Source organism: Pseudomonas wenzhouensis (assembly GCF_021029445.1).
GTDB lineage: Bacteria > Pseudomonadota > Gammaproteobacteria > Pseudomonadales > Pseudomonadaceae > Aquipseudomonas > Aquipseudomonas wenzhouensis.
The window spans coordinates 3223466-3247792 of the sequence record NZ_CP072610.1; the positions used below are offsets into that span (position 1 = coordinate 3223466).

The window sequence follows — 24327 nt, forward strand, 5'->3', positions numbered from 1 at the left end:
CACAACCGCTCACGATCAACAGCACCGAAGCGATGCATTTCTCGTAGTTAATTCAGACCTGGCAACTGCACCTGAGCATTGACCTGATCCAGAGGCGTTGCCGCCATCGGCGCGACAACACCTTGGCTCTTGAGCAGCGAGCCCACGGTAGCCTGGATGCGATATTGAGTCGACAGCTCGGTGTATCGCACCTCTTCGAGGCGACGGGCCGCAGTGAAAAGCTCGTTCTCGCTGTCCAGCAGGTCAAGCAGAGTACGCTCACCCAAACCAAACTGCTTCTGATAAGACTCTCTCACTCGGCTACTGTAGTCGACATACTGCTGTGCGATAGGCAACTGCTTGCGGGCGTTATCCAGAGCATTCCACGCCAGGCCAAGGTCTTCATTCAACACACGCAGCGCGTTGTTACGAATATCCATGGACTGATTGACCTGATGCGCCTTGGATTGCAGGTCAGCCTTGTTGCTGCCACCGGCGAACAGGTTGTAGCGCATGTTAATCATGGCGCGCCATTCATTGCTGTGGCCAGCCGCCCCATCAAGGTTATTGTCAGCGCTACGTGACAGCTCCGCATCGAAACGTGGATAGAAGGTCGACTTCGCGGCTTCGTACTGGTGCTCGGCGGCCTGTACATCAGCCTGTGCAGAGCTCAGATAAGGGTTGTTGACTAGCATCTGCTCGCGCGCTGCCTGCAAGGTTTCCGGCAGCTGGCCTACCAAAGAAGCGGGTAGAGTCAGTTCACTCGGGTTCTGCCCGATGACACTGAAATAGTTGATCGCAGCATCAGCCAGGTTGGTTTCCTCGGTAATCAGGTTGTTACGCGCCTGAGCCAAACGAGCCTCTGCCTGATCCTGGTCAGCAGTACGTCCTACGCCGCGCTGGGTGCGCAGGGAAATCTGATCATAGATGCGCTCATGACTACGCAGGTTGTCTTCGGCAAGGCGAACCATTTCCTGGCGTTTGAGTACCTCCAGGTACACCTCTGCGGTACGCAGTGCGGTGCGCTCGGAACCGCCCAGTAATTCATAAGCGCGTGCATTAACAGTCGCACGCTGACGCCCAACCTCATTGCTAGTGGCAAATCCATCGAACAGCATCTGCTGCAGACGCAAGCTAGATTCACCGCGCGTCAAGGTCTCCTTGTTGTGGTCGGCGCCACGGGTAGAGGGACTGTCAGTACCCTCACGACCATAACCAGCCAACAAGTCAACCTGAGGCAGGTAGCCCCCTCTGGCGGCCTTCATCTGCTCATCAGCAGACAGCCTGGCATTGATGGCAGCTTGAATTTCTGGGTGGACATTCAGTGCCGCCTGCATCGCTTCTGGAAGCGTTTGAGAATGAGCGGCGAAGGATACGGCCATAGCCAACGGAAGGATGAAGAAGCGCATGATCTTGGAATTCCTTTCAGATGCGAGGCCAACGCGCAACAGAGGGAACAACCGCTGCCAACCACCAATTCGAAGCTCGGTGGCCAGGCCCTCGGCCAGTGCAATTCAGGCCATAAACAAAGTTTTCATTTCAAAGTGGCAGCGTGCGTGTAGATTGTTTATGATCAGACTTAAATGGTCAATAGGTTGGCATATAGTCAATTCCAATCAGAAATAAGACGAATAATTGACGCCAATCAAACAACACGCAAAGTCTCTGTAGTAATTAAAGAAATAGCGCCCTCTTCAAGGATATCAGCGCCCTACTGCGCATCAGGAGTCAGCTCATGAGCAACATCGCCGCTATCGTCAAAAGCCTCGTCGGTCAGGTATTCGCCGTTTCAGTCGATGGATTCAAGCGTCAGATTTTCGAAGGCGATCGCCTGATGCAGGGTGAGCAGGTACTCACCTCGCTCGGCGGCGAAGTGGTGCTGCAACTGAGCAATGGTGAAACCGTTGCACTGGCCGGCAACAGCTCCTGGCAGGCCGAGGCGCCTACAGAGGACACAACAGCTGGCACGGATACCCCGTCCGAGCTGGAACAAGCCCTGGCAGCCGGCTTCGACCCGACTACCGACCTCGAAGCAACCGCAGCAGGCCCAGGCGCTGGAGGTGCAGGCGGCGCAGCAGGCGGCGGCCACAGCTTCGTGATGCTGGACGCGACAGCTCAGCGGCTGGATCCGACCATTGGTTTCCCGACCGGCCCGATCGGCTCTGCAACTGACTTCGCCCGCGAAGAGATCGGTGAAGACGACACTAATACCGGGGTTCCTGCGGGCATCAGCGCAACTGTCACACTGACCTCCGATGGTCAGGTCACAGAAGGTGGCAAGATTACTGTCACTGCCACAGTAAGCAGCCCGGTCACCGGCTCACCGCTGATCATCGACCTGGGTAATGGCATTACCATAACCATACCGGTTGGCGAGAGCACCGGCTTCACCGAAGTCGACACCCGTGACGACGACGTCTACAAGCAAGGCGACGAAACCGTCACCTTCGAGATCGTCGGCACCTCGGGCGGCAACTACGAAAACCTCAATACCAACAGCACCACCTCCACCATCGTCAGTGACGACAGTGATCCAACCGTCATCACCCTGACCTCCGATGACAGCGTCACCGAAGGCGGCAAAATTACCGTCACGGCCGAGGTCAGCAACCCGGTAACCGGCACCCCACTGGTCATCGACCTGGGTAATGGCAACACCATCACAATCCCGGTTGGCCAGAGCACTGGCTCCATCGAAGTCGATACCCGTGACGACGACGTCTACAAACAAGGCGACGAAACCGTCACCTTCGAAATCGTCGGCACCACCGGTGGCAACTACGAGAACCTGGATACCACCAGCAGCACCTCCACCACCGTGGTCGATGACAACGATGCAACCGTCATCACCCTGACCTCCGATGACAGCGTCACCGAAGGCGGCAAGATCACCGTTACCGCCACCGTCGACAACCCGGTTACCGGCAGCGACCTGGTCATCGACCTGGGTAACGGCAACACCATCACCATCCCGGTTGGCGAGAGCACTGGCTCCATCGAAGTAGATACCCGTGACGACGACGTCTACAAACAAGGCGATGAAACCGTCACCTTCGAAATCGTCGGCACCACTGGTGGCAACTACGAGGCACTGGATACCTCAAGCACCACCGACACCACAGTGGTAGATGATACCGACACCGTCACCGCCACCCTCACCGCTGAACAAGACAGCGTGGCAGAAGGCGGCGTGATCACCTACACCGTCACCCTCACCGATGCCAACGGCAATCTGGTGAAGGCTCCGGAGAACATGACCTTCACCCTGGCTGACGGCACTGTAGTCAGCATCGAAAAAGACGCCAGCAGCGGTAGCGCTGATAGTGATCCGGTAGCCGATGATGCGTTCCAGGGCGGTCAGGACGATGTCACCAACAGCATCGTCGGCGTCACCGGCGACGACACCTTCGAAGACCTGGCAACCGCTGGCGATACCAGCGTTGTGGTCACCGATGAGCCCGGAACCCCAGGCAACCCTGGCGATCCTGGCACCCCGAATGGCGGTGACCCCATCACCATCACTATCGCAGCCACCAAGGAGGAGTTCGCCGAGAACGAAGAACAAACCTTCACCGTCAGCATCGACAAACCTGTTGATCGTGATGTCGTGGTCACCCTCGATGGTGGTAAGACCGTCACCATCCTGGCTAACCAAGGTTCCACTACCTATACCCGTCCAGCCCAAGGCGATGACGTGTACAAGGATGGTGCTGACCTGAGCATACCTCTGGAAGGAGCCAAGGCCGCCAATGGCGATGCCTTCGAAAACCTGACCCTGGGTGCTCCGGCAGAAGCCAAGGTTGTCGATACCGTCGACACCGTCACCGCCACACTGACAGTCGACAGCAGCTCCGTCGCTGAAGGTGGTGAAATCACCTACACCATCACCCTGAGCGGCCCTGCTCATGCCGACTTCACCAAGCACGATGGTCTGAAGTTCGAGCTGGATAACGGCGAAACCATCACGATCGAAGCGGGTGCGACCTCCGGTTCAGTCAAAGTGACCGTGGATGACGACGCCTTCGTCGGTGGCCAGCCGACCATCACTAATGGCATCAAAGGTGTGCTGGAGGGCAGCGACAGCGAGTTCGAAGAACTGGCAACCGCTGGTGAAACCAGCGTTACCGTCACTGACGAGCCTGGCACCCCAGGCAACCCTGGCGATCCTGGTACCCCGAATGGCGGTGACCCCATCACCATCACTATCGCAGCCACCAAGGAGGAGTTCGCCGAGAACGAAGAACAAACCTTCACCGTCAGCATCGACAAACCTGTTGATCGTGATGTCGTGGTCACCCTCGATGGTGGTAAGACCGTCACCATCCTGGCTAACCAAGGTTCCACTACCTATACCCGTCCAGCCCAAGGCGATGACGTGTACAAGGATGGTGCTGACCTGAGCATACCTCTGGAAGGAGCCAAGGCCGCCAATGGCGATGCCTTCGAAAACCTGACCCTGGGTGCTCCGGCAGAAGCCAAGGTTGTCGATACCGTCGACACCGTCACCGCCACACTGACAGTCGACAGCAGCTCCGTCGCTGAAGGTGGTGAAATCACCTACACCATCACCCTGAGCGGCCCTGCTCATGCCGACTTCACCAAGCACGATGGTCTGAAGTTCGAGCTGGATAACGGCGAAACCATCACGATCGAAGCGGGTGCGACCTCCGGCTCGGTCAAAGTGACCGTGGATGACGACGCCTTCGTCGGTGGCCAGCCGACCATCACTAATGGCATCAAAGGTGTGCTGGAGGGCAGCGACAGCGAGTTCGAAGAACTGGCAACCGCTGGTGAAACCAGCGTTACCGTCACTGACGAGCCTGGCACCCCAGGCAACCCTGGCGATCCTGGTGCCCCGAATGGCGGTGACCCCATCACCATCACTATCGCAGCCACCAAGGAGGAGTTCGCCGAGAACGAAGAACAAACCTTCACCGTCAGCATCGACAAACCTGTTGATCGTGATGTCGTGGTCACCCTCGATGGTGGTAAGACCGTCACCATCCTGGCTAACCAAGGTTCCACTACCTATACCCGTCCAGCCCAAGGCGATGACGTGTACAAGGATGGTGCTGACCTGAGCATACCTCTGGAAGGAGCCAAGGCCGCCAATGGCGATGCCTTCGAAAACCTGACCCTGGGTGCTCCGGCAGAAGCCAAGGTTGTCGATACCGTCGACACCGTCACCGCCACACTGACAGTCGACAGCAGCTCCGTCGCTGAAGGTGGTGAAATCACCTACACCATCACCCTGAGCGGCCCTGCTCATGCCGACTTCACCAAGCACGATGGTCTGAAGTTCGAGCTGGATAACGGCGAAACCATCACGATCGAAGCGGGTGCGACCTCCGGTTCAGTCAAAGTGACCGTGGATGACGACGCCTTCGTCGGTGGCCAGCCGACCATCACTAATGGCATCAAAGGTGTGCTGGAGGGCAGCGACAGCGAGTTCGAAGAACTGGCAACCGCTGGTGAAACCAGCGTTACCGTCACTGACGAGCCTGGCACCCCAGGCAACCCTGGCGATCCTGGTACCCCGAATGGCGGTGACCCCATCACCATCACTATCGCAGCCACCAAGGAGGAGTTCGCCGAGAACGAAGAACAAACCTTCACCGTCAGCATCGACAAACCTGTTGATCGTGATGTCGTGGTCACCCTCGATGGTGGTAAGACCGTCACCATCCTGGCTAACCAAGGTTCCACTACCTATACCCGTCCAGCCCAAGGCGATGACGTGTACAAGGATGGTGCTGACCTGAGCATACCTCTGGAAGGAGCCAAGGCCGCCAATGGCGATGCCTTCGAAAACCTGACCCTGGGTGCTCCGGCAGAAGCCAAGGTTGTCGATACCGTCGACACCGTCACCGCCACACTGACAGTCGACAGCAGCTCCGTCGCTGAAGGTGGTGAAATCACCTACACCATCACCCTGAGCGGCCCTGCTCATGCCGACTTCACCAAGCACGATGGTCTGAAGTTCGAGCTGGATAACGGCGAAACCATCACGATCGAAGCGGGTGCGACCTCCGGTTCAGTCAAAGTGACCGTGGATGACGACGCCTTCGTCGGTGGCCAGCCGACCATCACTAATGGCATCAAAGGTGTGCTGGAGGGCAGCGACAGCGAGTTCGAAGAACTGGCAACCGCTGGTGAAACCAGCGTTACCGTCACTGACGAGCCTGGCACCCCAGGCAACCCTGGCGATCCTGGTACCCCGAATGGCGGTGACCCCATCACCATCACTATCGCAGCCACCAAGGAGGAGTTCGCCGAGAACGAAGAACAAACCTTCACCGTCAGCATCGACAAACCTGTTGATCGTGATGTCGTGGTCACCCTCGATGGTGGTAAGACCGTCACCATCCTGGCTAACCAAGGTTCCACTACCTATACCCGTCCAGCCCAAGGCGATGACGTGTACAAGGATGGTGCTGACCTGAGCATACCTCTGGAAGGAGCCAAGGCCGCCAATGGCGATGCCTTCGAAAACCTGACCCTGGGTGCTCCGGCAGAAGCCAAGGTTGTCGATACCGTCGACACCGTCACCGCCACACTGACAGTCGACAGCAGCTCCGTCGCTGAAGGTGGTGAAATCACCTACACCATCACCCTGAGCGGCCCTGCTCATGCCGACTTCACCAAGCACGATGGTCTGAAGTTCGAGCTGGATAACGGCGAAACCATCACGATCGAAGCGGGTGCGACCTCCGGTTCAGTCAAAGTGACCGTGGATGACGACGCCTTCGTCGGTGGCCAGCCGACCATCACTAATGGCATCAAAGGTGTGCTGGAGGGCAGCGACAGCGAGTTCGAAGAACTGGCAACCGCTGGTGAAACCAGCGTTACCGTCACTGACGAGCCTGGCACCCCAGGCAACCCTGGCGATCCTGGTACCCCGAATGGCGGTGACCCCATCACCATCACTATCGCAGCCACCAAGGAGGAGTTCGCCGAGAACGAAGAACAAACCTTCACCGTCAGCATCGACAAACCTGTTGATCGTGATGTCGTGGTCACCCTCGATGGTGGTAAGACCGTCACCATCCTGGCTAACCAAGGTTCCACTACCTATACCCGTCCAGCCCAAGGCGATGACGTGTACAAGGATGGTGCTGACCTGAGCATACCTCTGGAAGGAGCCAAGGCCGCCAATGGCGATGCCTTCGAAAACCTGACCCTGGGTGCTCCGGCAGAAGCCAAGGTTGTCGATACCGTCGACACCGTCACCGCCACACTGACAGTCGACAGCAGCTCCGTCGCTGAAGGTGGTGAAATCACCTACACCATCACCCTGAGCGGCCCTGCTCATGCCGACTTCACCAAGCACGATGGTCTGAAGTTCGAGCTGGATAACGGCGAAACCATCACGATCGAAGCGGGTGCGACCTCCGGTTCAGTCAAAGTGACCGTGGATGACGACGCCTTCGTCGGTGGCCAGCCGACCATCACTAATGGCATCAAAGGTGTGCTGGAGGGCAGCGACAGCGAGTTCGAAGAACTGGCAACCGCTGGTGAAACCAGCGTTACCGTCACTGACGAGCCTGGCACCCCAGGCAACCCTGGCGATCCTGGTACCCCGAATGGCGGTGACCCCATCACCATCACTATCGCAGCCACCAAGGAGGAGTTCGCCGAGAACGAAGAACAAACCTTCACCGTCAGCATCGACAAACCTGTTGATCGTGATGTCGTGGTCACCCTCGATGGTGGTAAGACCGTCACCATCCTGGCTAACCAAGGTTCCACTACCTATACCCGTCCAGCCCAAGGCGATGACGTGTACAAGGATGGTGCTGACCTGAGCATACCTCTGGAAGGAGCCAAGGCCGCCAATGGCGATGCCTTCGAAAACCTGACCCTGGGTGCTCCGGCAGAAGCCAAGGTTGTCGATACCGTCGACACCGTCACCGCCACACTGACAGTCGACAGCAGCTCCGTCGCTGAAGGTGGTGAAATCACCTACACCATCACCCTGAGCGGCCCTGCTCATGCCGACTTCACCAAGCACGATGGTCTGAAGTTCGAGCTGGATAACGGCGAAACCATCACGATCGAAGCGGGTGCGACCTCCGGCTCGGTCAAAGTGACCGTGGATGACGACGCCTTCGTCGGTGGCCAGCCGACCATCACTAATGGCATCAAAGGTGTGCTGGAGGGCAGCGACAGCGAGTTCGAAGAACTGGCAACCGCTGGTGAAACCAGCGTTACCGTCACTGACGAGCCTGGCACCCCAGGCAACCCTGGCGATCCTGGTACCCCGAATGGCGGTGACCCCATCACCATCACCATCGCTGCCAAAGAGACGCAGTACTTCGAAAACCAAAAGCCGGTGTTCACCATCAGCATCAGCCCGAACGTTGATCGCGATGTGGAAGTCACGCTGAGCAATGGTGACAAGGTCACGATCCTCGCCAATACCGGCAGCATCGACTACGAAGCTCCTGCCCAAGGCGATGACGTATTCAAAGATGGTGAACCGCTGACCATCGGCCTGGCCGGTGCGACCGACAGCGATGGTGTCGAGTTCGAGAACCTCAGCCTGGGTAGCCCGGCCTCCACCACCATCGTCGACACCGTCGACACCGTCACCGCGACCCTCACCGCTGTAGGCACACCTACGTTAGGTGGTGAAATCACCTATCAGGTCAATTTAACCACCGACGCAAATCTACCAATTGATCAACATGGCAAGATCACGGTGGAGTTGGAGAGCGGTAGGATCATTGAAATCGCACCCGGCGGAACTACTGGAAGCATCCAATTCACACTGGATCAGAGCGGCTCACTGATTGACAGCATCAAGAAAATTACTGTCGAAGGTACTCAGTTCGAAAAGTTGACGACCGCTGGTAGCATTGATCTGATCATCAGCAACACTCCCCCAACGATTACTGCTGGCACAGCAGTTGTGTCCGAAGAAGGCCTTCCCGGCGGAGTCCCCGATACAAAAGGCACTTCCGATGAGACTGACGAGGCCATATATGTCGGTCAACTGGTCATCAGTGATCCTGACAGCGCCAACCTGTCGGTGAAATTGATCGCGCCCTCCGATGGAAACATCACCTCTAGTGGGGTCGGGGTGCACTGGACATTGTCTACCGATGGCCAAACCCTTATTGGTAAGGCTGGGAGCACGGAAGTCATCAATGCCACTATCGACAACGATGGCAACTACCGCATTGAACTGAAAGCGCCGGTCGATCATCCGCTCCAAGACTTGGAAGACGTACTGGACTTCGATATCGGAGTGACGGTGAGCGACGAAGTATCGACTGTCACGTCGAAGATTACCGTCACAATCGAAGACGATTCACCAGAGGCGATGCCAGATAGTCAAGAGATTACGATTCCTGTCAGCCATGTAAGCGTAGGTGGCCTAGAGGCCGGATTCATCAATGCCGCTCCTGACAAAGGAACCGCCAATAATGCGTTCACCTATGAAAACACTGACTCCGACAGCTATACGGACAAAATTAGCTGGGGCTCAGGTTCAAGCAGCAGCAAGTCCAGCTATACCTTCCAAGATAATGAAGGTTTGCGTGCATCCGGACAGATTCTGACCGATTCGGACTTCAAGATCGGCACCTTGACGCATAACAACCTCCCGCTGGGGTCATCCGATGCGGTGATGAAGACAGTTGACCTCGTAGTGAAACTTAATGTCGTCATTGATGGCGTATCGACGACCATTACGCATGTCGTCAAACTGACGCACACCGAAACTCCAAACGACAAAACACCGGCCAGCCACCCGGATAATGATGACATCATCGAACTGGCAAATAGCCAGTTGGCACAGACATTTACCATCGGTGATCGTACCTACGAGCTTGAGATCAAGGGTTTCCTTGATAAGAACGGCGATCTGGTCAGCAAAATTTATACAACCGAGCAAGCAGCTACTTCATATGACCTGTACGCCGTCATCAAATCCACGGATACCTTGCCGGTCGAAACAGGCGATGTCTCCAGCGTATATGACATAGGCGCGGATGGCGCTCTGCTTGTAGCGGAGGGGGATTACATCACTTGGAATGGTGCCACGGACAATGGTGACGGTACCCACACGCTTGTCACCGACTTCGGGACGTTCACCGGCAGAGCGGATGGCACATACAAATTCGAGGTAAGTCGCGAAGCTCGGGACAATATGGACGTCGGCCAGGTTGAGAACCTTAAGTTCTCCTACACGATCAGGGATAGCGATGGCGACACCTCTACCGCGGACGTGACTATCACCCTGAAAGGTGCAAAGAACCTGCCTACCGTACCGGTGGTGGAAGCAGCTGCGGAAACCCTAGTCATTAGCAGCGAAACGGGTACCAAAGCAGAGGCCAGCCTTGGCATCGAAGTCGGTCGCGATGTCGCTGGTTCCAGCGTGAAGATCACTGCTGCCAATGATACTTCGCTCAATGGCCAGCAGGTAACAGGCACAACCACCGTCAACGGCATTCAACATACAGTTTCAATAACGTCGGATGGAGTGCCACTAGTTTACCGTTCGACTGCCAACGGTGGCCTGGAGGCTGTCAAGCAAGGTACGAACGAGGTTGTGTTCAAAGTCAGTGGCAACGCCGCCAACGGTAGCTATAACGTCGAGATGCTGGGAACACTGGATCAGCCTTCCGCATCTTTCAGTAGGGGTATTACGTTCCCGAACAGCAACGGTTCTGTCACACAGATAGCGACCGGCACAACAGATTTCAACTTATCACTGAGCGGGACAGGAGGAACACCTTACTGGAGTAATAGCAACAAACTCCTAGGAGTTAATGCACCAAGTTCTGGCAGTGAGAACCAGGTTATTAATTACCGAAGTTCCGATAATGAAGTACTGTCCTTTAACCTTGCAGCCTCGGACGAGGTATTGATCACATCAATACAAATTGGCACGAGTGGCCTGACAAGCTGGAGCGAGCAGGCACAATACCGAGTCAATGGTGAAGGTAATTGGATTACGGTTAATCGGGTTAGCAGTAGTTCCCCAACCATATCCATTGACAATCCGGACGGTATTTCAACCATAGAGCTACGAGCTTCCAGTAGTGGTACCACTTTCTCTGTAACCACAGTCAATGTTGGCTATAAGAAAACACCTACTGATGGCACAGAGATAAAACTCGACTTCGGCGCCACCGTGACCGATGGTAATGGTGACTCAGCCAGCACCGACTTCTCCGTAGTTATAGATCCGAACCAAACCTTACAAGGTACTACGGGCAACGATGTACTTGCTGGTGGTTCGGGCAACAACATCCTGGTCGGCGGCAACGGTGATGACATCCTGATCGGCGGTGCTGGCGACGACACCCTGACCGGTGGCAGCGGCAAGGACACCTTCGTCTGGAAACAGGGTGACATTGGTCATGACATCATCACTGACTTCTCTGTCGGTCAAGACAAGATCGACCTGAGCGATCTGTTCAAGGATTTGACGGAGGCGGAAAACTTGACCCAATACCTGCGCGTGAGCGACAGCGACCCATCGAAACTGGAAATCAGTACCGACGGCAACTTCGCTACAGGTGGCGCAGCCGATATCACCATCACGTTCAGCAATGGTGTGATGGCCGACTCCCTGATCGCTGGTAACGACCTCATCGTCAAGAACCACGACTAAAAGGAAATTACCCGCTGCCAGACGGCAGCGGGTATCTTCCGTGAATCGTTTGGTCGAGGATTCCCACCGATGCTCTACATAAAACGCGACCCCACAGGCAATCTGCTCCGGGTCGAGCCGACTCCTTTCGAAGATATGGACGGCGAGCTAGCGGCTGATAGCCAGGAGGCACAGGCCTGGTTCGCCAATCAGGAGGTCGAGAGTAGCCTGGCGCAATTACGCCAGAGCGACCAGGACATGGTTCGGGTGCTGGAGGATTTGATCAGCACTCTGATCGATAAAGGTTTGCTACGGATTACCGATCTGCCGGAAGCAGCACAGGCCAAGCTCATTGGACGGAGCAAGGCACGTGATGCTCTGGGCGGCCTGAACAGGCTGATCAATGACGACGATGATGCAGGATTGATTTGAAGCCGTAGCCGGATGCCTGTCAGTCAAGCGTCGGGAGAGGGTTCGCTCAAGGAGCCGAGGATGGTAAGGACACTGCATCGGTAGGGCGGGTGGAAACCCGCCAATAGCCTCTGACGGGTTGCACCCGCCCTACGAATCTGTCGAGCCTGGCTACTTCGTTCAGCCTCAGCGCTTTTCATCGAGTTTTTTCGCACAACAACGCATAGCGCGATTGCCCTGGGCGCTGTTTTTTCTGTGCGCACGGCGGATCCTACTGCGGCACCGTAGACACACCTTACGCCTGCCGCCATGGCGCCGGTTCGCCGAACAGGCGACCCTGAACACCAGCAATGCCCATGGTGCTCAGCACTCGCCACTCCCCTTCGCTCTCCACCCGTTCGGCAATCAACGGCAAGTCGATGCTGCTCGCTGCGCGTTGCATCGCTTCGATGAACAGCTTCTTGTCGTTTTCCTGATCAATGGCCCGGATATAGCTGCCGTCGACCTTGAGGTAATTCAGTCCCAGCCTGGCGAGGTTACCGATCATGCTGAAGCGCCCACCAAAGTGCTGGAGCGCCAGACCAAAGCCCAGTGCATGCAGGCGCTCGGCCATCGACTCGAGCTGACTCTGCGCTGGCAACTGATCTTCATCGAGCTCCAGAGTGAGAAAACCCGCCAGTTCCTTGTTCTGCTCCAGCACACGATAGAGTTGCTCCAGCAGCTGGTTATCGCGCAGAAGATGACTGGAGATACTGACGGCGATGGGATGGCGATGCTGTCGCAGATGATCGAAAGCTTGCTCCAGCATGCTCAGATCCAACCTGGCCATCCAGCCAAAGCGCTCCAACCATGGCAGCAAGACGCTTGCCGGCAATAGCTCGCCATTGGCATCTGGCAGCCGAGCCAATACCTTGTGGTGCCAGACTTCGTGCGTGCTACCGGCTTTGAGAACCGGCTGGAAATAGAGCTGGAAGCACCGCTGCGTCAGGGCCTCATCCAGCAACTGGTGCCAGTGCCGGGTCTGGTCGGCCAGCACCGGGCCGCCCTGCTGAGTGCTGAACGCCCAGCTGTTAGGCCCAGAACTCATGGCCACCGTAAGCGCCTGATCAAGCCCTTGGTAGAGACCGGATAGCGAATCGCCAGGGGCAAAGGGCGTGATACCGACATACGCGGACAAATCGCAATCAGCAGACAACGTCTGCCGTAAATGCTCCAGGGCCTGAAGCACTTGCCCTGCCACCTGTTCGGCCTCTTCCCGCTGCAAACCCAAGCCGAGCAAGGCGAACTCGCCGCCGCGATTACGAGCCAGTGGATAGCGCCCTTGAGACAGTGTTTGCAACTGCTCGGCAACCTCGACCAGCAATTGATCGGTACGCTGGCCGCCAAGGGATTGGTTCAAAACCGCCAGGTCATGCAGTTGCAGCAGGAACAGATAGCCACTGCTGGTCAGATCCTCACCGCCCAGACGGTTATGCAGTTGCATATCAAAATGACGCCGATTGGCCAGGCCGGTCAGCGCATCCTTATAGGCCTCATCACGCAGTTTTTCGCTACGCGCGGCCTCCTCGGCAAAGAGTGCCTTGAGCTTTTCCACCATCTGATTCATCGCGCTGACGACACGGCGAAACTCCGGTGTTTTCGGCAACTGCGGCAAGCTGAGAAACTCGCGGCGAGCGATGGCCTTGGACTGCTCGACCATATAGTCCAACGGGCGTAGCTGACGCTTGAGAAAAAGACCGCCCAACACGACGCAGAGCACACTGCTGAGCGCCAACCAGAGCAGGCTACCCAACGCGCCCTGCCACAGTTTGCCAATGGCGAACAACGGATGGCTGACCACTTCCACTCGAGCGGCCTGACGCCAGCCATCGCTGACATACGCCTCGCCAACGGCAGGTTGCAAACCTACAAGACGGATAAACCACTGCGGCGCCACACCTGACACCGGCACCCCGCTACGCTCGACCGTCACGTCGCCGCTGACCTGGTCGATGACCCGAATACTCTCGAAGTAGCCGCTATCGAAGATGGAGCTGACCATCAATTCGACCATGGCTGGATCTTCGATATGCGTCCCAAGCGATAACCCCAGCGCGGTCGCTGCATCCTGTGCGTGCGAACGCAACTGACTGACCTGCTGCTCCCGCGAGCTCTCCACGCCGACCAGAAAGCTGCCCGCGAAGTTGACCAGCATCAGCAGGCAGATCGCGATGAACAACTGCTTGAACAATGACATCGATAGCTCCTTCATCGCCTCAAGGGAAACCTTCGGCGCGCATTTTCCTCAATAGATCCTGCCAGCGCGACAGCCGCTTGCTGTCGCCGACCTGCTTGCCACCACCGCTACCCGGCAGCCATAGCCCTTCGGCATTGAAGGCGTATACGGGCACAAGATCAGTACGCTGGCTGGCTGGCTCGATCGCATCGATCAGATTGTCGAGAACCAGCGGAGTCGCGGACGGGTGAGGGTAATAGGTGAGCACCATATGCGCCTGGTTGAGACGCACGGCTTTGACGTAGGTGATGCGCAGCTTTTCGCTGGGCAGACCAAGCTGACGCAGGCTGAAATATTTGGCGATGGCAAATTCTTCGCAGTCACCCGCCCCGCGATACAGGGCCTCGACCGGTGTCGCCCAGTAATCCTCTACACCCCATAGCTCTCGATCATCGCGAAAGCGCAGGCGCAGGTTGAAAAAGAGGTTAACGGCTTTGAGTTTTTCTGCTTCGTCCGCATCGCCCTGCTCCTTGAGCAAGCGCTGCCAGTCACTCATGCGGCGCTGCGCCTCATGAGAAGGACCATAGAGCTGCTCGGCACGCTTGCCGATCAGCTCAAAATCCCAGACATCCGGCGCGCCTGCAAACAGGACTGCACTGCCTGCTAGCAAGGCAAGCGACAGCCCGAATAGCAAGTGACGAACAATCGGCGGCACAGTGGGTGAGTTCCTACATCTAGTGGCCCGCATGCTGAGGGGCTTCGGAGCAAAAGGCAATCGCCAAAGGCCACTATCTAACTTGGGTTCAGCACAATCGTTGCAGGTACAACATGCCAAAGAGCAATACATGCAGGCGCCGCCACCACAGCCCTGGCACATTCTGAAGACGCGAGCAAAACAGCAGCAGTGCGACGATGTGCGCCAGCAGAATCAGCAGGGCCGACCAGTTGACCCAGCCTCCGAGCGCGTTGCAAAGAGATAGAACAGATTGAGCAGCGCCACCAGCCAGAACATGGCCAGGACACCTTTGGCGAAAGACAGCAGGTTCATCATGTTCCTCCGGTCGGATGAGCCTTGAGTGGGACGCACCGCACGACGTATGCCTCCCTTTCGCCTGTCTGCGATCCCAATCCGCAGGAAACGTGCCCCGCGGTGAATGTTGTGAACAACGCTAATATCACTGAAAGGCCGCAATCGCTTCGCGCCGGGGCGGCGCTCCTACAGGGGCGAGTCCGCAGAACTGGCTAGCGCAACATTAAGCCAAACGCTTCGTCGGCGAAATCGAAGCAACTGAGAAAACGACGAATCTCCAGCAAGTTGCCATCGACTTTCACGTCTCCCAGCAGCGCGCCCTTGACCAGAACGCCTTCGCCGGTCAGCAAGGTTTCCATGAAGCGCTTGTCCATCGACAGCCGCAAGCCCGTGCCCTCGGGAATGTCCCGATGCAACTGCGCCACGCCGCGACGAACCTCCAGCGCCCATTGTTCGTCCAAGTCCGGGAAGCTGAAGCCCAGGGTCAGCTCCACCTCGGCGGCCTTCTCCGGATCAATACGGGTAACCCAGTTCTGCAGGAAACTCTGCGGCGTGAAGCTGCGCACCATATCCGGCGATAGGAACACCTTGCGCATCTCCATCGAACGTTGACGGATGCCATCGCCATCCAGCTTGCCTTCCAGCTCCATGGCACTCATCAGGTACCAGTTGCGCCAGTTGATGTTCATGCTGGCGTAGCCAAGCTTACGGAAGCTGCGCGCCTTGATCTCACGCGCCAGCTTGTCCTCATGGTCAACGCGGATCGCATAGCCGGCCAGCTCGGCGGCCCACTGGTAATCTCCCTTGAGATAGGCATTACCGGCGTAGTAGAACGCAGCCTGGGCCAAGCCAGCGGTCGCGCGCAGCCCCTGAGCGTGCAGTGCGACAATTTTCTGGTGCTCAAGTGCCTGGTAGCCGACAGCGACGTACTGAGCATGGCGCCCTGGGACGTAATTGCAGACGAGGTACACAGCGGCCAACTCAGCCTGCTGCCTCAGAACCTGCATCAGCATTCGGCCTATGGCCTGGTGAGTCGTGCCGGGCACAGCCTGTCACCAGCTGCGCAGGCAATGGTCGAAGCGATCAGGCGGGTGGATGAAGAAACACCGCGCGGCGAGCGCGCGGAGGACTGAAGAGCCGTTTACCAGCGCCGTTCGCCACTGCGGCGCTGCTCGTTATAACGATGCCCATTGGAAAAACGCTGCTGCGTGTTACGCCCGCCCTCCCAACCGCGCTGGATCTGTCCACTGCGGTGCTCATGGCGACGCTGGTCGCGGCGATAGTCATGTCGTGGTTGTTCGTGACGCTTGTAGCCGTCGCGATAACGCTGTTCATGGCCGTAATGTTGACGCGGCGGCGGCGCCGGCACATAGCGCGGAGGAGCCTGGTGGTACTGGTGACGGCGATCATCATAGTAATAGCGAGGCGTCACGTAGACAGGTGGTGCGTAGTAGTCACGCCGATAACCATCGTAGTAACGATAGGACTGGCCGTTGTGATAACTGCGGTCGAAGCCACCGCCGTAAACGGCGCAGCCGGAAAGCAGCAAGAGCAAAACGGAAAACAGCATCTTGTAGGGCATGGCGGCCTCCTGTGACCGCTGGGGCGACGCCGACCGATGTCGGCCTCCGGGACGGTAATCCCTGAAGCGTCAGACAACGCGGTGTAGAACTAGTGCGATTCACTTCGTCGGCTGTTGCCAGCACCGCAGCCCAGCGCTCCCACGGACAGTGACTTCACGATCGCGGCCCGCGGAACAATACACAAACTGTGATCACAACTGGCGCTTACCCCTGCCAGCAAGCTAGCATCACGCCATCAGCCCGATCTCCGGATTCACCCATGCCCCGCCCCAACCGGCACTCGCAAGCGTCGCTGTTACTGTTGCTCCTGTTCCTGCTCGGCAGTGGCTTTCTCACCACCTCCCTGCTGAGTTACTACGCCTCGCGGGACTCGATCCGCGACAGCATCATCAACACCGAATTGCCACTGACTTCCGATACCGTCTACTCGGAAATCCAGAAGGACATGGTACGCCCCATCCTCATCTCCTCGATGATGGCCCGCGACACCTTCCTGCGTGACTGGGTGCTGGCCGGCGAACGGGACAACGCCCAGATCACCCGCTACCTGCGCGAAGTGCAGGAGCACTACGGTGCTTTCACCAGCTTCTTCGTCTCCGACAAGACCAGCACCTACTACCAGGCCAAGGGTGTACTCAAGCAGGTCAAGCCAGACGAGGAACGCGACATCTGGTACTACCGTGTTCGCGAGCTGCAGGAGCCTTACGAGATCAACGTCGACGTCGACATGGCCAACGCCGACCGCCTGACCATCTTCATCAACTACAAGATGCACGACTACGAAGGCACATTCATCGGCGCCACCGGCGTGGGCCTGGCCGTCGACGCGGTGGTCAAGCTGATCGATGAATACCAGCAGCGTTATGAACGCAGTGTCTACTTCGTCGACACTGAGGGCCGCATCACCCTGACCGGCGCCCAAGGTGGCCCGCTGGGTACCAAGGTGGGCGAATCGCTGGCCGATGTGCCGGGGCTTAACGGCTTGATGGAAAAGCTTCCAACGCCACAGAGCGGCCGCTTCGAATACCAGGAACAGGGCCGCGAGCACTTTCTTCACGTGCGCTACATCCCCGAACTGGAGTGGTATCTGTTCGTCGACAAGCAGGACAAGGCCTTGGCCGGCATCCGTCAGGGGCTCTATATCAACCTGCTGCTGTGCCTGCTGGTCACCGCTATCGTCCTGACCCTGGTGGGACTGGTGCTGCGCCGCTACCAGCAACGCATCGCCATGCTGGCCACCACCGACAGCCTCACCGAACTGCCAAACCGTCGCGGCTTCGACATCCTCGCCGAACAGGCGCTGCAGGAAGCGCAACGCGACAGCAGCCCACTGTGCGCAGTGCTGCTCGACCTGGACAATTTCAAACAGATCAACGACCAGCACGGCCACCTAGCTGGCGACGACGTGCTGCGCCGCTTCGCCCGGCAACTGCGTGACACACTGCGACAGTCTGACATTCTCTGCCGCTGGGGGGGCGAGGAATTCATCCTGCTGCTGAAGAATAGCGACCGCCAAGCCGCCTACGATCTCGCCGAGAAACTACGTCAGCACTGTGCCGAACAGCGTTATACCGTCGATGGCCAAAGCCTGCAGGTCACCGTCAGCCTCGGCCTCAGCCAATGGCACGTCGGCGAGAGCTTGCATACCCTGCTCGGCCGCACCGACCGTGCGCTGTATCGCGCCAAGCAGGGTGGGCGCGACCGCGTCTGCCTCGATCTCTGATGGACAGGCAACTCTGCCCGCTGTGCGGCAAGAGCAACCAATGCAGCGTCGCAGCCGGACGTGAGGAACCCTGCTGGTGCTTCACCACGCAGATTGACCCTGCCGCGCTGCAGCGCCTGACGCCCGAACAACGCAACCACGCCTGCCTGTGCCCGGCCTGCGCGGGTGCCGTTGAAAGCGCCAAACGCGATGAGCACGACTAAGCCATGCGCCTGGATCGCTTCCTCAGCAACTTCCCGCGCTTCAGCCGCCAGGACAGCCGCCTGCTGATCAGCGCCGGCCGCCTGCGCGTGGACGGCACCGTGGTGTACGACCCACGCCATGAGGTGCGCGACTTCCAGCGCGTGGAGCTGGACGACGAGCTGCTGCAAGCCGGGCGCAGCGCGCGCTACTGGATGCTGCATAAACCCGTCGGCGTGGTCAGCGCCACCGAGCATGACGCGCACCGCACCGTCCTCGATCTGCTCGACGAGCCGGACAAACATGATCTGCACCTGGCCGGGCGCCTCGACCTGAACACCAGTGGCCTGCTGCTGATCACCAACGACGGGCGCTGGTCGCGGCGCATCACCCAGCCGCAGCAGCGCAAGCCCAAGGTCTACTACGTCACCACCGAACAGCCGATCACCGCCGAATACGCCGAAGTCTTCGCCCGAGGCCTGTACTTCGCCTTCGAGGATCTGACCACCCTGCCCGCCCAGCTCGACGTACTGAGCAGCCACCACGCCCGCCTGACCCTGTTCGAGGGTCGCTACCATCAGGTCAAACGCATGTTCGGCCACTTCCGCAACCGCGTCGTCGCCCTACACCGCGAGCGCATGGGCGATATCGTCCTCGACCCACAGCTCGCCCCCGGCCAGTACCGTGCCCTGACGGATGCGGAAATCGACAGCGTCTGACGAGCCGACCAACGGCAGCCATAAAGCGCGATAAAGATGTGACTTACCCTTGCGCAGCTGCAAGGTAGCTGCTTGAATCGAACCACAAGTCTTCAGATGACCATACGGTCAAAGAAAGACAGCGAAGTGCTTTTAACAGTTGCTGGCGCCCTGCGCCGACTGGATTCCTGCCTGGTAACACCGCCCTCTCCATGGCCCTGAAAAGCCTGGAGCGCTCGCCTGTTTCGATCCTAACTGATTGAAATTCCTATACTTATAAAAATCTCCAGCCTGACATCATGCTGTCACGCTCAGGCGCTTTTCTAACTGCTCAATCCAGCGCGAACGGTCGCCCGCTCGCCACGCTCACTTGCGCCAGGAGGAAACGACATGAGGCCAGAAACCGCAGTCGTCGAGATCAACAGGAAGCACAAGGTACACACGGAGTTCTACAGCAACCCGGCCGCAAGCAAGACCATCATCCTGGTCAATGGTTCCCTGGCGACCACCGCCTCGTTCGCGCAATCGGTCAAATACCTGCAACCACAATTCAACGTGGTGGCCTTCGACCTGCCCTATGCCGGCCAGTCCAAGCCACACAACACGGACTTCACGCCGATCACCAAAGAAGACGAAGCGGCGATCCTGCTGCACCTGATCGACCACTACAGCGCCAACTACCTGATGTCCTTCTCCTGGGGCGGCGTCGCCTCCATGCTCGCCCTGGCCCAGCGCCCGGCGACGCTGGAGAAGGCTGCCATCTGCTCCTTCTCGCCGATCCTCAACGTGCCGATGCTCGACTACCTGCACAAAGGCCTGCGCTTTTTGAACGCAGTGGATCGCGACAACATCGCCCTGCTGGTCAACAGCACCATCGGCAAACACCTGCCGTCGCTGTTCAAACGCTTCAACCACAAGCACGTCAGTACCCTGGACGAACACGAATACCGGCAGATGTACGCCCACATCAAACAGGTGCTAAGCATGGAAGCGCACTGCCGCATGGAATGCCTGCAAGCCATCGACGTCCCGCTGCTGTTCGTCAACGGCGAGCGCGACGAGTACACCTCGGTGGAAGATGCCTGCCTATTCGCCCAGCACATCGACCACGCCCAGTTCGCTGTGATCGACGACGCCGGCCACTTCCTCGACATGGAACACAAAGCAGCCTGGCTACAGACCCAGCGCGTGCTGCTGGACTTCTTCAACGCCCCCAGCAAACGCCTGCAACTGCCCGCCAAAGGCGACCTGCGCGAACTGCAGGCGATGGCGGTATGACGGGCACCGAGCGCAAAGCGAATGCGCTTTGCGCTTCATTTCCGCCGCCGCTTCCGGTATAAAGGCACCCACTGCGGGTGTCGTATAATGGTAATACCCTAGCTTCCCAAGCTAGAGCCGTGGGTTCGATTCCCATCACCCGCTCCAGACAGCCAAGCAAAAGCCCCGTCATAACTGACGGGGCTTTTTCGTTTCTGGCGTTTGAAGGGCTTGACCGCAAGGGTTTGGGCCGGGAAAGATGGCGCTTTGAAATCAGGCGAGAAAGGCGTTAGACAGGAAAATAAATCTGCCCCCTTTTTGTCAAAACAAAAGCCAAGATCAACGCAAGGAGGCATAAATGTCCAGCACTGAGCAGAACGAGCAACTTATTGCCAAGCTTCTTGCTCACCCAATGCTCCGGCACCCGCCCCAACCACTCCACCCCGGAATCCTTATAGTCCGGGTACGGCTTGTAATGGCTCATAGCGTTGCTCCTGCCGCCGGGCCGGCCAGCATGTTCATGATCAGACGAATCAGCGTGTCCTTTTGCTTGGGGTCGGACTCAGCCACCAGCAGCGCCAACGCAGCCAGGCCGATATCGTTGATCACCGGCTGGCCTGTGGCGTCCAGCAGGCGACCATTGCGGTGCAGAAAATCGACGAACAGGAAGGCGCCGCTGCGTTTGTTGCCGTCAGCGAACGGGTGGTTCTTGATGACGAAGTACAGCAGGTGCGCCGCCTTGGCCTCGATACTGGGGTATACCGGCTCACCGAATGCGCTCTGATCGAGGTTGCCCAGCAAGGCCGCCAGCCCATCGCCCCGCTCACGGGCGAACAAGTCAGTGGCCTCACCCCGCGCCTGCAAGTTGGCCTTTAGCCCAGCCAAGGCCGTGCGCGCTTGTTCCGCCGTGGGCAGCAGGCCACCGGCTTGCACCTCTGGCTCGCTCAGCAGGCCTTCGTCATAGCGCTGCAGCAGCAAAAAGGTTTGCGCATAGCGGCTGACGATATCCGCCAAGCCTCGCCCCGCCTCGGCCGTCAGGTGTGGGTTGCTGCTGAGCTGACGCACCATCAGCAACGCCGCTTCAAGCTCACGGGCATTGCTCTCGAAGCGCTGCTGGTTGAGCGTGTAACCCCGGCTCAGGTGTTCACGCAGAATACGCGTGGCCCATTGGCGAAACTGCACACCGCGCTTGGAGTTGACCCGATAGGCCACCGATATGATGGCGTCCAGATTATAAAGCCGCAGTTGGCGCGTCACTCGACGCTTACCTTCCTGCTGAACTACCGAGCTTTCCTCGGTAGTTGCCGCCTCATCCAACTCACCGTCGCTGTAGATGTTCTTCAGATGCAGGCTGATGTTATCTGTGGTGGTGTCCAGCAATTCAGCCAGTTGCCGCTGACTAAGCCACACGGTTTCGCCCTCCAGTCTCACCTCGACCGGATGGTTGTCTGCCTGGTAGATCAGAATTTCACTCACGCCGTAACCTCACCCAGCAGCGCGGCGATCTCGGCCTCCACGGCCTTGAGGTCGGCGTCGATCTCAGCCAGCGGGCGTGGTGGCTGGTAGACGTAGAAGTAGCGGTTAAAGTTGATCTCGTAGCCGACAATGCCTACTTGGCCGTCCTTGGGGTCGAGCTTGCCGGTGTCGATCCAGGCGTCGGGCACGTGGGGCAGAACTTCACGGGCGAAGTAGTCGTCGATGTTTTCCTTAAGCGGCACGTTCTCGAACTCGCGCAGGTCGGGGTCGGGCTGCGGCTTGCCCTTGTCATCGAGCATCGGCTGGGCGCTGGGGTCACGCTCGCCGAAGCAGGCCAGTGCGGCTTTCAGCGCGCCCTTGCCAAGTTTCGTGATGCCTGCGGCCTTGAGAAAAGCCGGCAAGTTATCGAACTCGCCGCTCACGCTGGCGAAGGCGTCGATCTGGTCGGCGCCCTTGGCCTCGCGGTAGGCGGCAAGCTTTTCGGCGGTGACGCTAAAGCGCAGGCGCAGCGGGCGCTCGACAGTGATGCGGCGATAACCGAAGTCGCTGGTGGCGAAGATTTTCGACTGGGCGCCCTGCTCGCAGGCTTCGTGCAGCTTGGCGATCTCGGCGATCTGCGCTTGGACAGGTACTTGCGCTTGTTGCCCAGGCTCTTGCGCATGGGCGCGTGCATGGCGGTGGCGTCGATCAGTTGCACCTTACCTTTGCGCAGTTCGTCCTTGTGGTTGGACAGCACCCAGACATAGGTGCCGATGCCGGTGTTGTAGAACAGGTCATTGGGCAGGGCGATGATCGCCTCCAGCCAGTCGTTCTCCAGGATCCAGCGGCGAATCTCCGACTCGCCCGAGCCGGCGCCGCCGTTGAACAGCGGCGAGCCGGACAGCACGATGCCAATGCGCGTGCCGCCCTCTTCCGGCGGTTTGCGCTTGGACAGCAAGTGCATGAGAAACAGCAGCGAGCCATCGCCCACACGCGGCAGGCCGGGGCCGAAGCGCCCGTAGAAACCATGCTGGTTGTGCTCGGCCTGCACCTGCGGTTGTACCTTCTCCCACTTCACACCGAACGGCGGGTTGGCCAGGCAGTAGTCGAAGCGCTCGGCGGGTAGCAGGTCGTTGGACAGGGTGTTGCCGAGCTTGATGTTCTTGGTCTCGAAGCCCTGGATGAGTTTGTCCGCTACGGAGATGGCGTAGGTTTCCGGGTTCAGCTCCTGGGCGTAAGCACGATGCGCGCCGGAGCCTTCCATTCGTCCTTGACCAGCTCGATGGCCGACGACAGAAAACCGCCCGTACCGGCTGCGCAGTCATACACGGTGCGCACCGCGCCTTCCTGGTTGAGGGCGCGGTGATCCGGGGCGAATACCAGGGTGGTGGTCAGGCGCACCACGTCACGCGGGGTGAAGAACTCCCCGGCGGTGTCGTTGGCGGATTCGGCGAACTTGCGGATCAGATGCTCGAACACCAGGCCCATTTCGTGGTTGCTCAGCACCTCCGGGTGCAGGTCGATGGCAGCGAACTTCTGCGTGACCAGATACAACAACTTGGCCTTGTCGAGCTGCACCAGCCAGTCGGAAAAGGCGAAGTGCTCGAACACCTGGCGGGCGTTGGCGGAAAACTTGGCGATGTAGTCTTCGAGGTTGGCGCGGGTATCGGTGGCGCCAAGGGTGGCCAGGTCGAATTGCGAGACATTGTAGAAGGTGGCCTTGGCCGTGGCGGGCAGGATCAGATCCAGATCAACGCTGCTGGATTTCATCGCCTGATGCTGGGCACGCACCGCGTTACGGGTTGGTTCCAGCACACACTCCAAACGACGCAGCAAGGTAAAGGGCAGGATGATGCGCCATAGATGGATTGTCTGAAATCGCCGCGCAGCACGTCGGCCACGTTCCAGATGAAGTCGGCGAGGTTTTGCTGGTTCACGCGTGTATTCCTTGAGCGAATGCCGCCAGGCGCCTTGCGCGCCTGCCTGCGAGGTGTTTCTAACGATGGCGAACCTTACCCGCTCACCCGCTCATGGGCCAGTGTCAGAGCGGAGCGGCTTCAGCCGCGATAGAACAGCTCGCCGCTAAAGCGCCTCCTACAGGCGCTGGGCCTGAACGCTGGCGCCCGTTGCCATACGGACTGTGGGAGGGGCTTTAGCCGCGACAGCGCAACGCCTGAAACATTCTGCAACATCT

15 protein-coding genes, 1 tRNA gene and 1 pseudogene are annotated in these 24327 nt (G+C 58.5%); 8 read left to right on the plus strand and 9 right to left on the minus strand.

Annotated features, from left to right (window positions below):
• Nucleotides 1–47: 47 nt before the first annotated feature.
• A complete protein-coding gene (locus tag J7655_RS14875; RefSeq protein WP_230925103.1) occupies nt 48–1388 on the minus strand; it encodes a TolC family outer membrane protein in 1341 nt (446 codons plus the stop codon).
• Nucleotides 1389–1714: 326 nt separating this feature from the next.
• Between J7655_RS14875 and J7655_RS14880 the strand changes: the two genes are divergently transcribed.
• On the plus strand, nt 1715–11602 hold the full coding sequence (locus J7655_RS14880; protein WP_230925104.1) for a retention module-containing protein: 9888 nt from the start codon (nt 1715–1717) through the stop codon (nt 11600–11602).
• Between the two features lie 69 nt (nt 11603–11671).
• Nucleotides 11672–12013, plus strand: a complete 342-nt coding sequence (locus J7655_RS14885; protein WP_230925105.1) for a tryptophan synthase subunit beta — start codon at nt 11672–11674, stop codon at nt 12011–12013.
• A gap of 274 nt (nt 12014–12287) precedes the next feature.
• On the opposite strand, the gene J7655_RS14890 is transcribed toward J7655_RS14885, so the two are convergent.
• From J7655_RS14890 to J7655_RS14905, 4 genes are all read right to left on the minus strand, one after another.
• Nucleotides 12288–14228 (minus strand): bifunctional diguanylate cyclase/phosphodiesterase, encoded by a 1941-nt coding sequence (locus J7655_RS14890; protein ID WP_230925106.1) that lies wholly within the window; start codon nt 14226–14228, stop codon nt 12288–12290.
• 19 nt (nt 14229–14247) lie between these two features.
• On the minus strand, nt 14248–14955 hold the full coding sequence (lapG, locus tag J7655_RS14895; protein ID WP_420850953.1) for a cysteine protease LapG: 708 nt from the start codon (nt 14953–14955) through the stop codon (nt 14248–14250).
• 180 nt (nt 14956–15135) lie between these two features.
• Nucleotides 15136–15258: a DUF1145 domain-containing protein gene (locus J7655_RS14900; RefSeq protein WP_230925108.1), complete on the minus strand. Its 123-nt coding sequence runs from the start codon at nt 15256–15258 to the stop codon at nt 15136–15138.
• Between the two features lie 191 nt (nt 15259–15449).
• Nucleotides 15450–16085 carry an alkyl sulfatase C-terminal domain-containing protein gene (locus tag J7655_RS14905; protein ID WP_230925109.1) on the minus strand — a complete coding sequence of 212 codons (636 nt, stop codon included), beginning with the start codon at nt 16083–16085 and terminating at the stop codon, nt 15450–15452.
• A 27-nt stretch (nt 16086–16112) separates the two neighbouring features.
• Here J7655_RS14905 and J7655_RS14910 point away from each other — a divergent pair, with 27 nt between their 5' ends.
• Nucleotides 16113–16370, plus strand: coding sequence for a LysR substrate-binding domain-containing protein (locus tag J7655_RS14910; RefSeq protein ID WP_230925110.1), 258 nt, complete (start codon nt 16113–16115; stop codon nt 16368–16370).
• Nucleotides 16371–16378: 8 nt separating this feature from the next.
• Here the strand turns inward: J7655_RS14910 and J7655_RS14915 are convergent, their stop codons facing one another.
• A complete protein-coding gene (locus J7655_RS14915; RefSeq protein WP_230925111.1) occupies nt 16379–16819 on the minus strand; it encodes a hypothetical protein in 441 nt (146 codons plus the stop codon).
• Between the two features lie 260 nt (nt 16820–17079).
• On the opposite strand from J7655_RS14915, the gene J7655_RS14920 reads away from it, so the two are divergent.
• The 5 genes from J7655_RS14920 (at nt 17080) to J7655_RS14940 (ending at nt 20846) form a co-directional block, all read left to right on the plus strand.
• Nucleotides 17080–18543: a sensor domain-containing diguanylate cyclase gene (locus J7655_RS14920; RefSeq protein ID WP_230925112.1), complete on the plus strand. Its 1464-nt coding sequence runs from the start codon at nt 17080–17082 to the stop codon at nt 18541–18543.
• Nucleotides 18543–18746, plus strand: coding sequence for a cysteine-rich CWC family protein (locus J7655_RS14925; protein ID WP_230925113.1), 204 nt, complete (start codon nt 18543–18545; stop codon nt 18744–18746). The genes J7655_RS14920 and J7655_RS14925 overlap by 1 nt, the downstream gene beginning before the upstream one ends.
• 3 nt (nt 18747–18749) lie before the next feature.
• Nucleotides 18750–19442, plus strand: a complete 693-nt coding sequence (locus J7655_RS14930) for a pseudouridine synthase (protein WP_230925114.1) — start codon at nt 18750–18752, stop codon at nt 19440–19442.
• Between the two features lie 369 nt (nt 19443–19811).
• Nucleotides 19812–20699 (plus strand): alpha/beta fold hydrolase, encoded by an 888-nt coding sequence (locus tag J7655_RS14935; protein ID WP_230925115.1) that lies wholly within the window; start codon nt 19812–19814, stop codon nt 20697–20699.
• 73 nt (nt 20700–20772) lie between these two features.
• Nucleotides 20773–20846 (plus strand) — tRNA-Gly (locus tag J7655_RS14940).
• Nucleotides 20847–20967: 121 nt separating this feature from the next.
• On the opposite strand, the gene J7655_RS14945 is transcribed toward J7655_RS14940, so the two are convergent.
• The 3 genes and pseudogenes from J7655_RS14945 to J7655_RS14955 all read right to left on the minus strand — a co-directional run bounded on the left by J7655_RS14945 (nt 20968) and on the right by J7655_RS14955 (nt 24091).
• Nucleotides 20968–21162: a hypothetical protein gene (locus J7655_RS14945; RefSeq protein ID WP_230925116.1), complete on the minus strand. Its 195-nt coding sequence runs from the start codon at nt 21160–21162 to the stop codon at nt 20968–20970.
• A complete protein-coding gene (locus tag J7655_RS14950; RefSeq protein WP_230925117.1) occupies nt 21159–22154 on the minus strand; it encodes a virulence RhuM family protein/type II toxin-antitoxin system death-on-curing family toxin in 996 nt (331 codons plus the stop codon). Before J7655_RS14950 ends, J7655_RS14945 begins: the two co-directional genes overlap by 4 nt.
• Nucleotides 22151–24091 (minus strand): annotated as a pseudogene (locus tag J7655_RS14955) (type I restriction-modification system subunit M). Before J7655_RS14955 ends, J7655_RS14950 begins: the two are co-directional and overlap by 4 nt.
• Between the last annotated feature and the right edge of the window lie 236 nt (nt 24092–24327).

What these genes read in the sequence shown, in the direction of transcription:
- J7655_RS14875 (WP_230925103.1), bottom strand. Translation starts at nt 1,388, where the DNA reads ATGCGCTTCTTCATCCTTCCGTTGGCTATGGCCGTATCCTTCGCCGCT.
- J7655_RS14880 (WP_230925104.1), top strand. Translation starts at nt 1,715, where the DNA reads ATGAGCAACATCGCCGCTATCGTCAAAAGCCTCGTCGGTCAGGTATTC.
- J7655_RS14885 (WP_230925105.1), top strand. Translation starts at nt 11,672, where the DNA reads ATGCTCTACATAAAACGCGACCCCACAGGCAATCTGCTCCGGGTCGAG.
- J7655_RS14890 (WP_230925106.1), bottom strand. Translation starts at nt 14,228, where the DNA reads ATGTCATTGTTCAAGCAGTTGTTCATCGCGATCTGCCTGCTGATGCTG.
- lapG (WP_420850953.1), bottom strand. Translation starts at nt 14,955, where the DNA reads ATGCGGGCCACTAGATGTAGGAACTCACCCACTGTGCCGCCGATTGTT.
- J7655_RS14900 (WP_230925108.1), bottom strand. Translation starts at nt 15,258, where the DNA reads ATGATGAACCTGCTGTCTTTCGCCAAAGGTGTCCTGGCCATGTTCTGG.
- J7655_RS14915 (WP_230925111.1), bottom strand. Translation starts at nt 16,819, where the DNA reads ATGCCCTACAAGATGCTGTTTTCCGTTTTGCTCTTGCTGCTTTCCGGC.
- J7655_RS14920 (WP_230925112.1), top strand. Translation starts at nt 17,080, where the DNA reads ATGCCCCGCCCCAACCGGCACTCGCAAGCGTCGCTGTTACTGTTGCTC.
- J7655_RS14925 (WP_230925113.1), top strand. Translation starts at nt 18,543, where the DNA reads ATGGACAGGCAACTCTGCCCGCTGTGCGGCAAGAGCAACCAATGCAGC.
- J7655_RS14930 (WP_230925114.1), top strand. Translation starts at nt 18,750, where the DNA reads ATGCGCCTGGATCGCTTCCTCAGCAACTTCCCGCGCTTCAGCCGCCAG.
- J7655_RS14935 (WP_230925115.1), top strand. Translation starts at nt 19,812, where the DNA reads ATGAGGCCAGAAACCGCAGTCGTCGAGATCAACAGGAAGCACAAGGTA.
- J7655_RS14945 (WP_230925116.1), bottom strand. Translation starts at nt 21,162, where the DNA reads ATGAGCCATTACAAGCCGTACCCGGACTATAAGGATTCCGGGGTGGAG.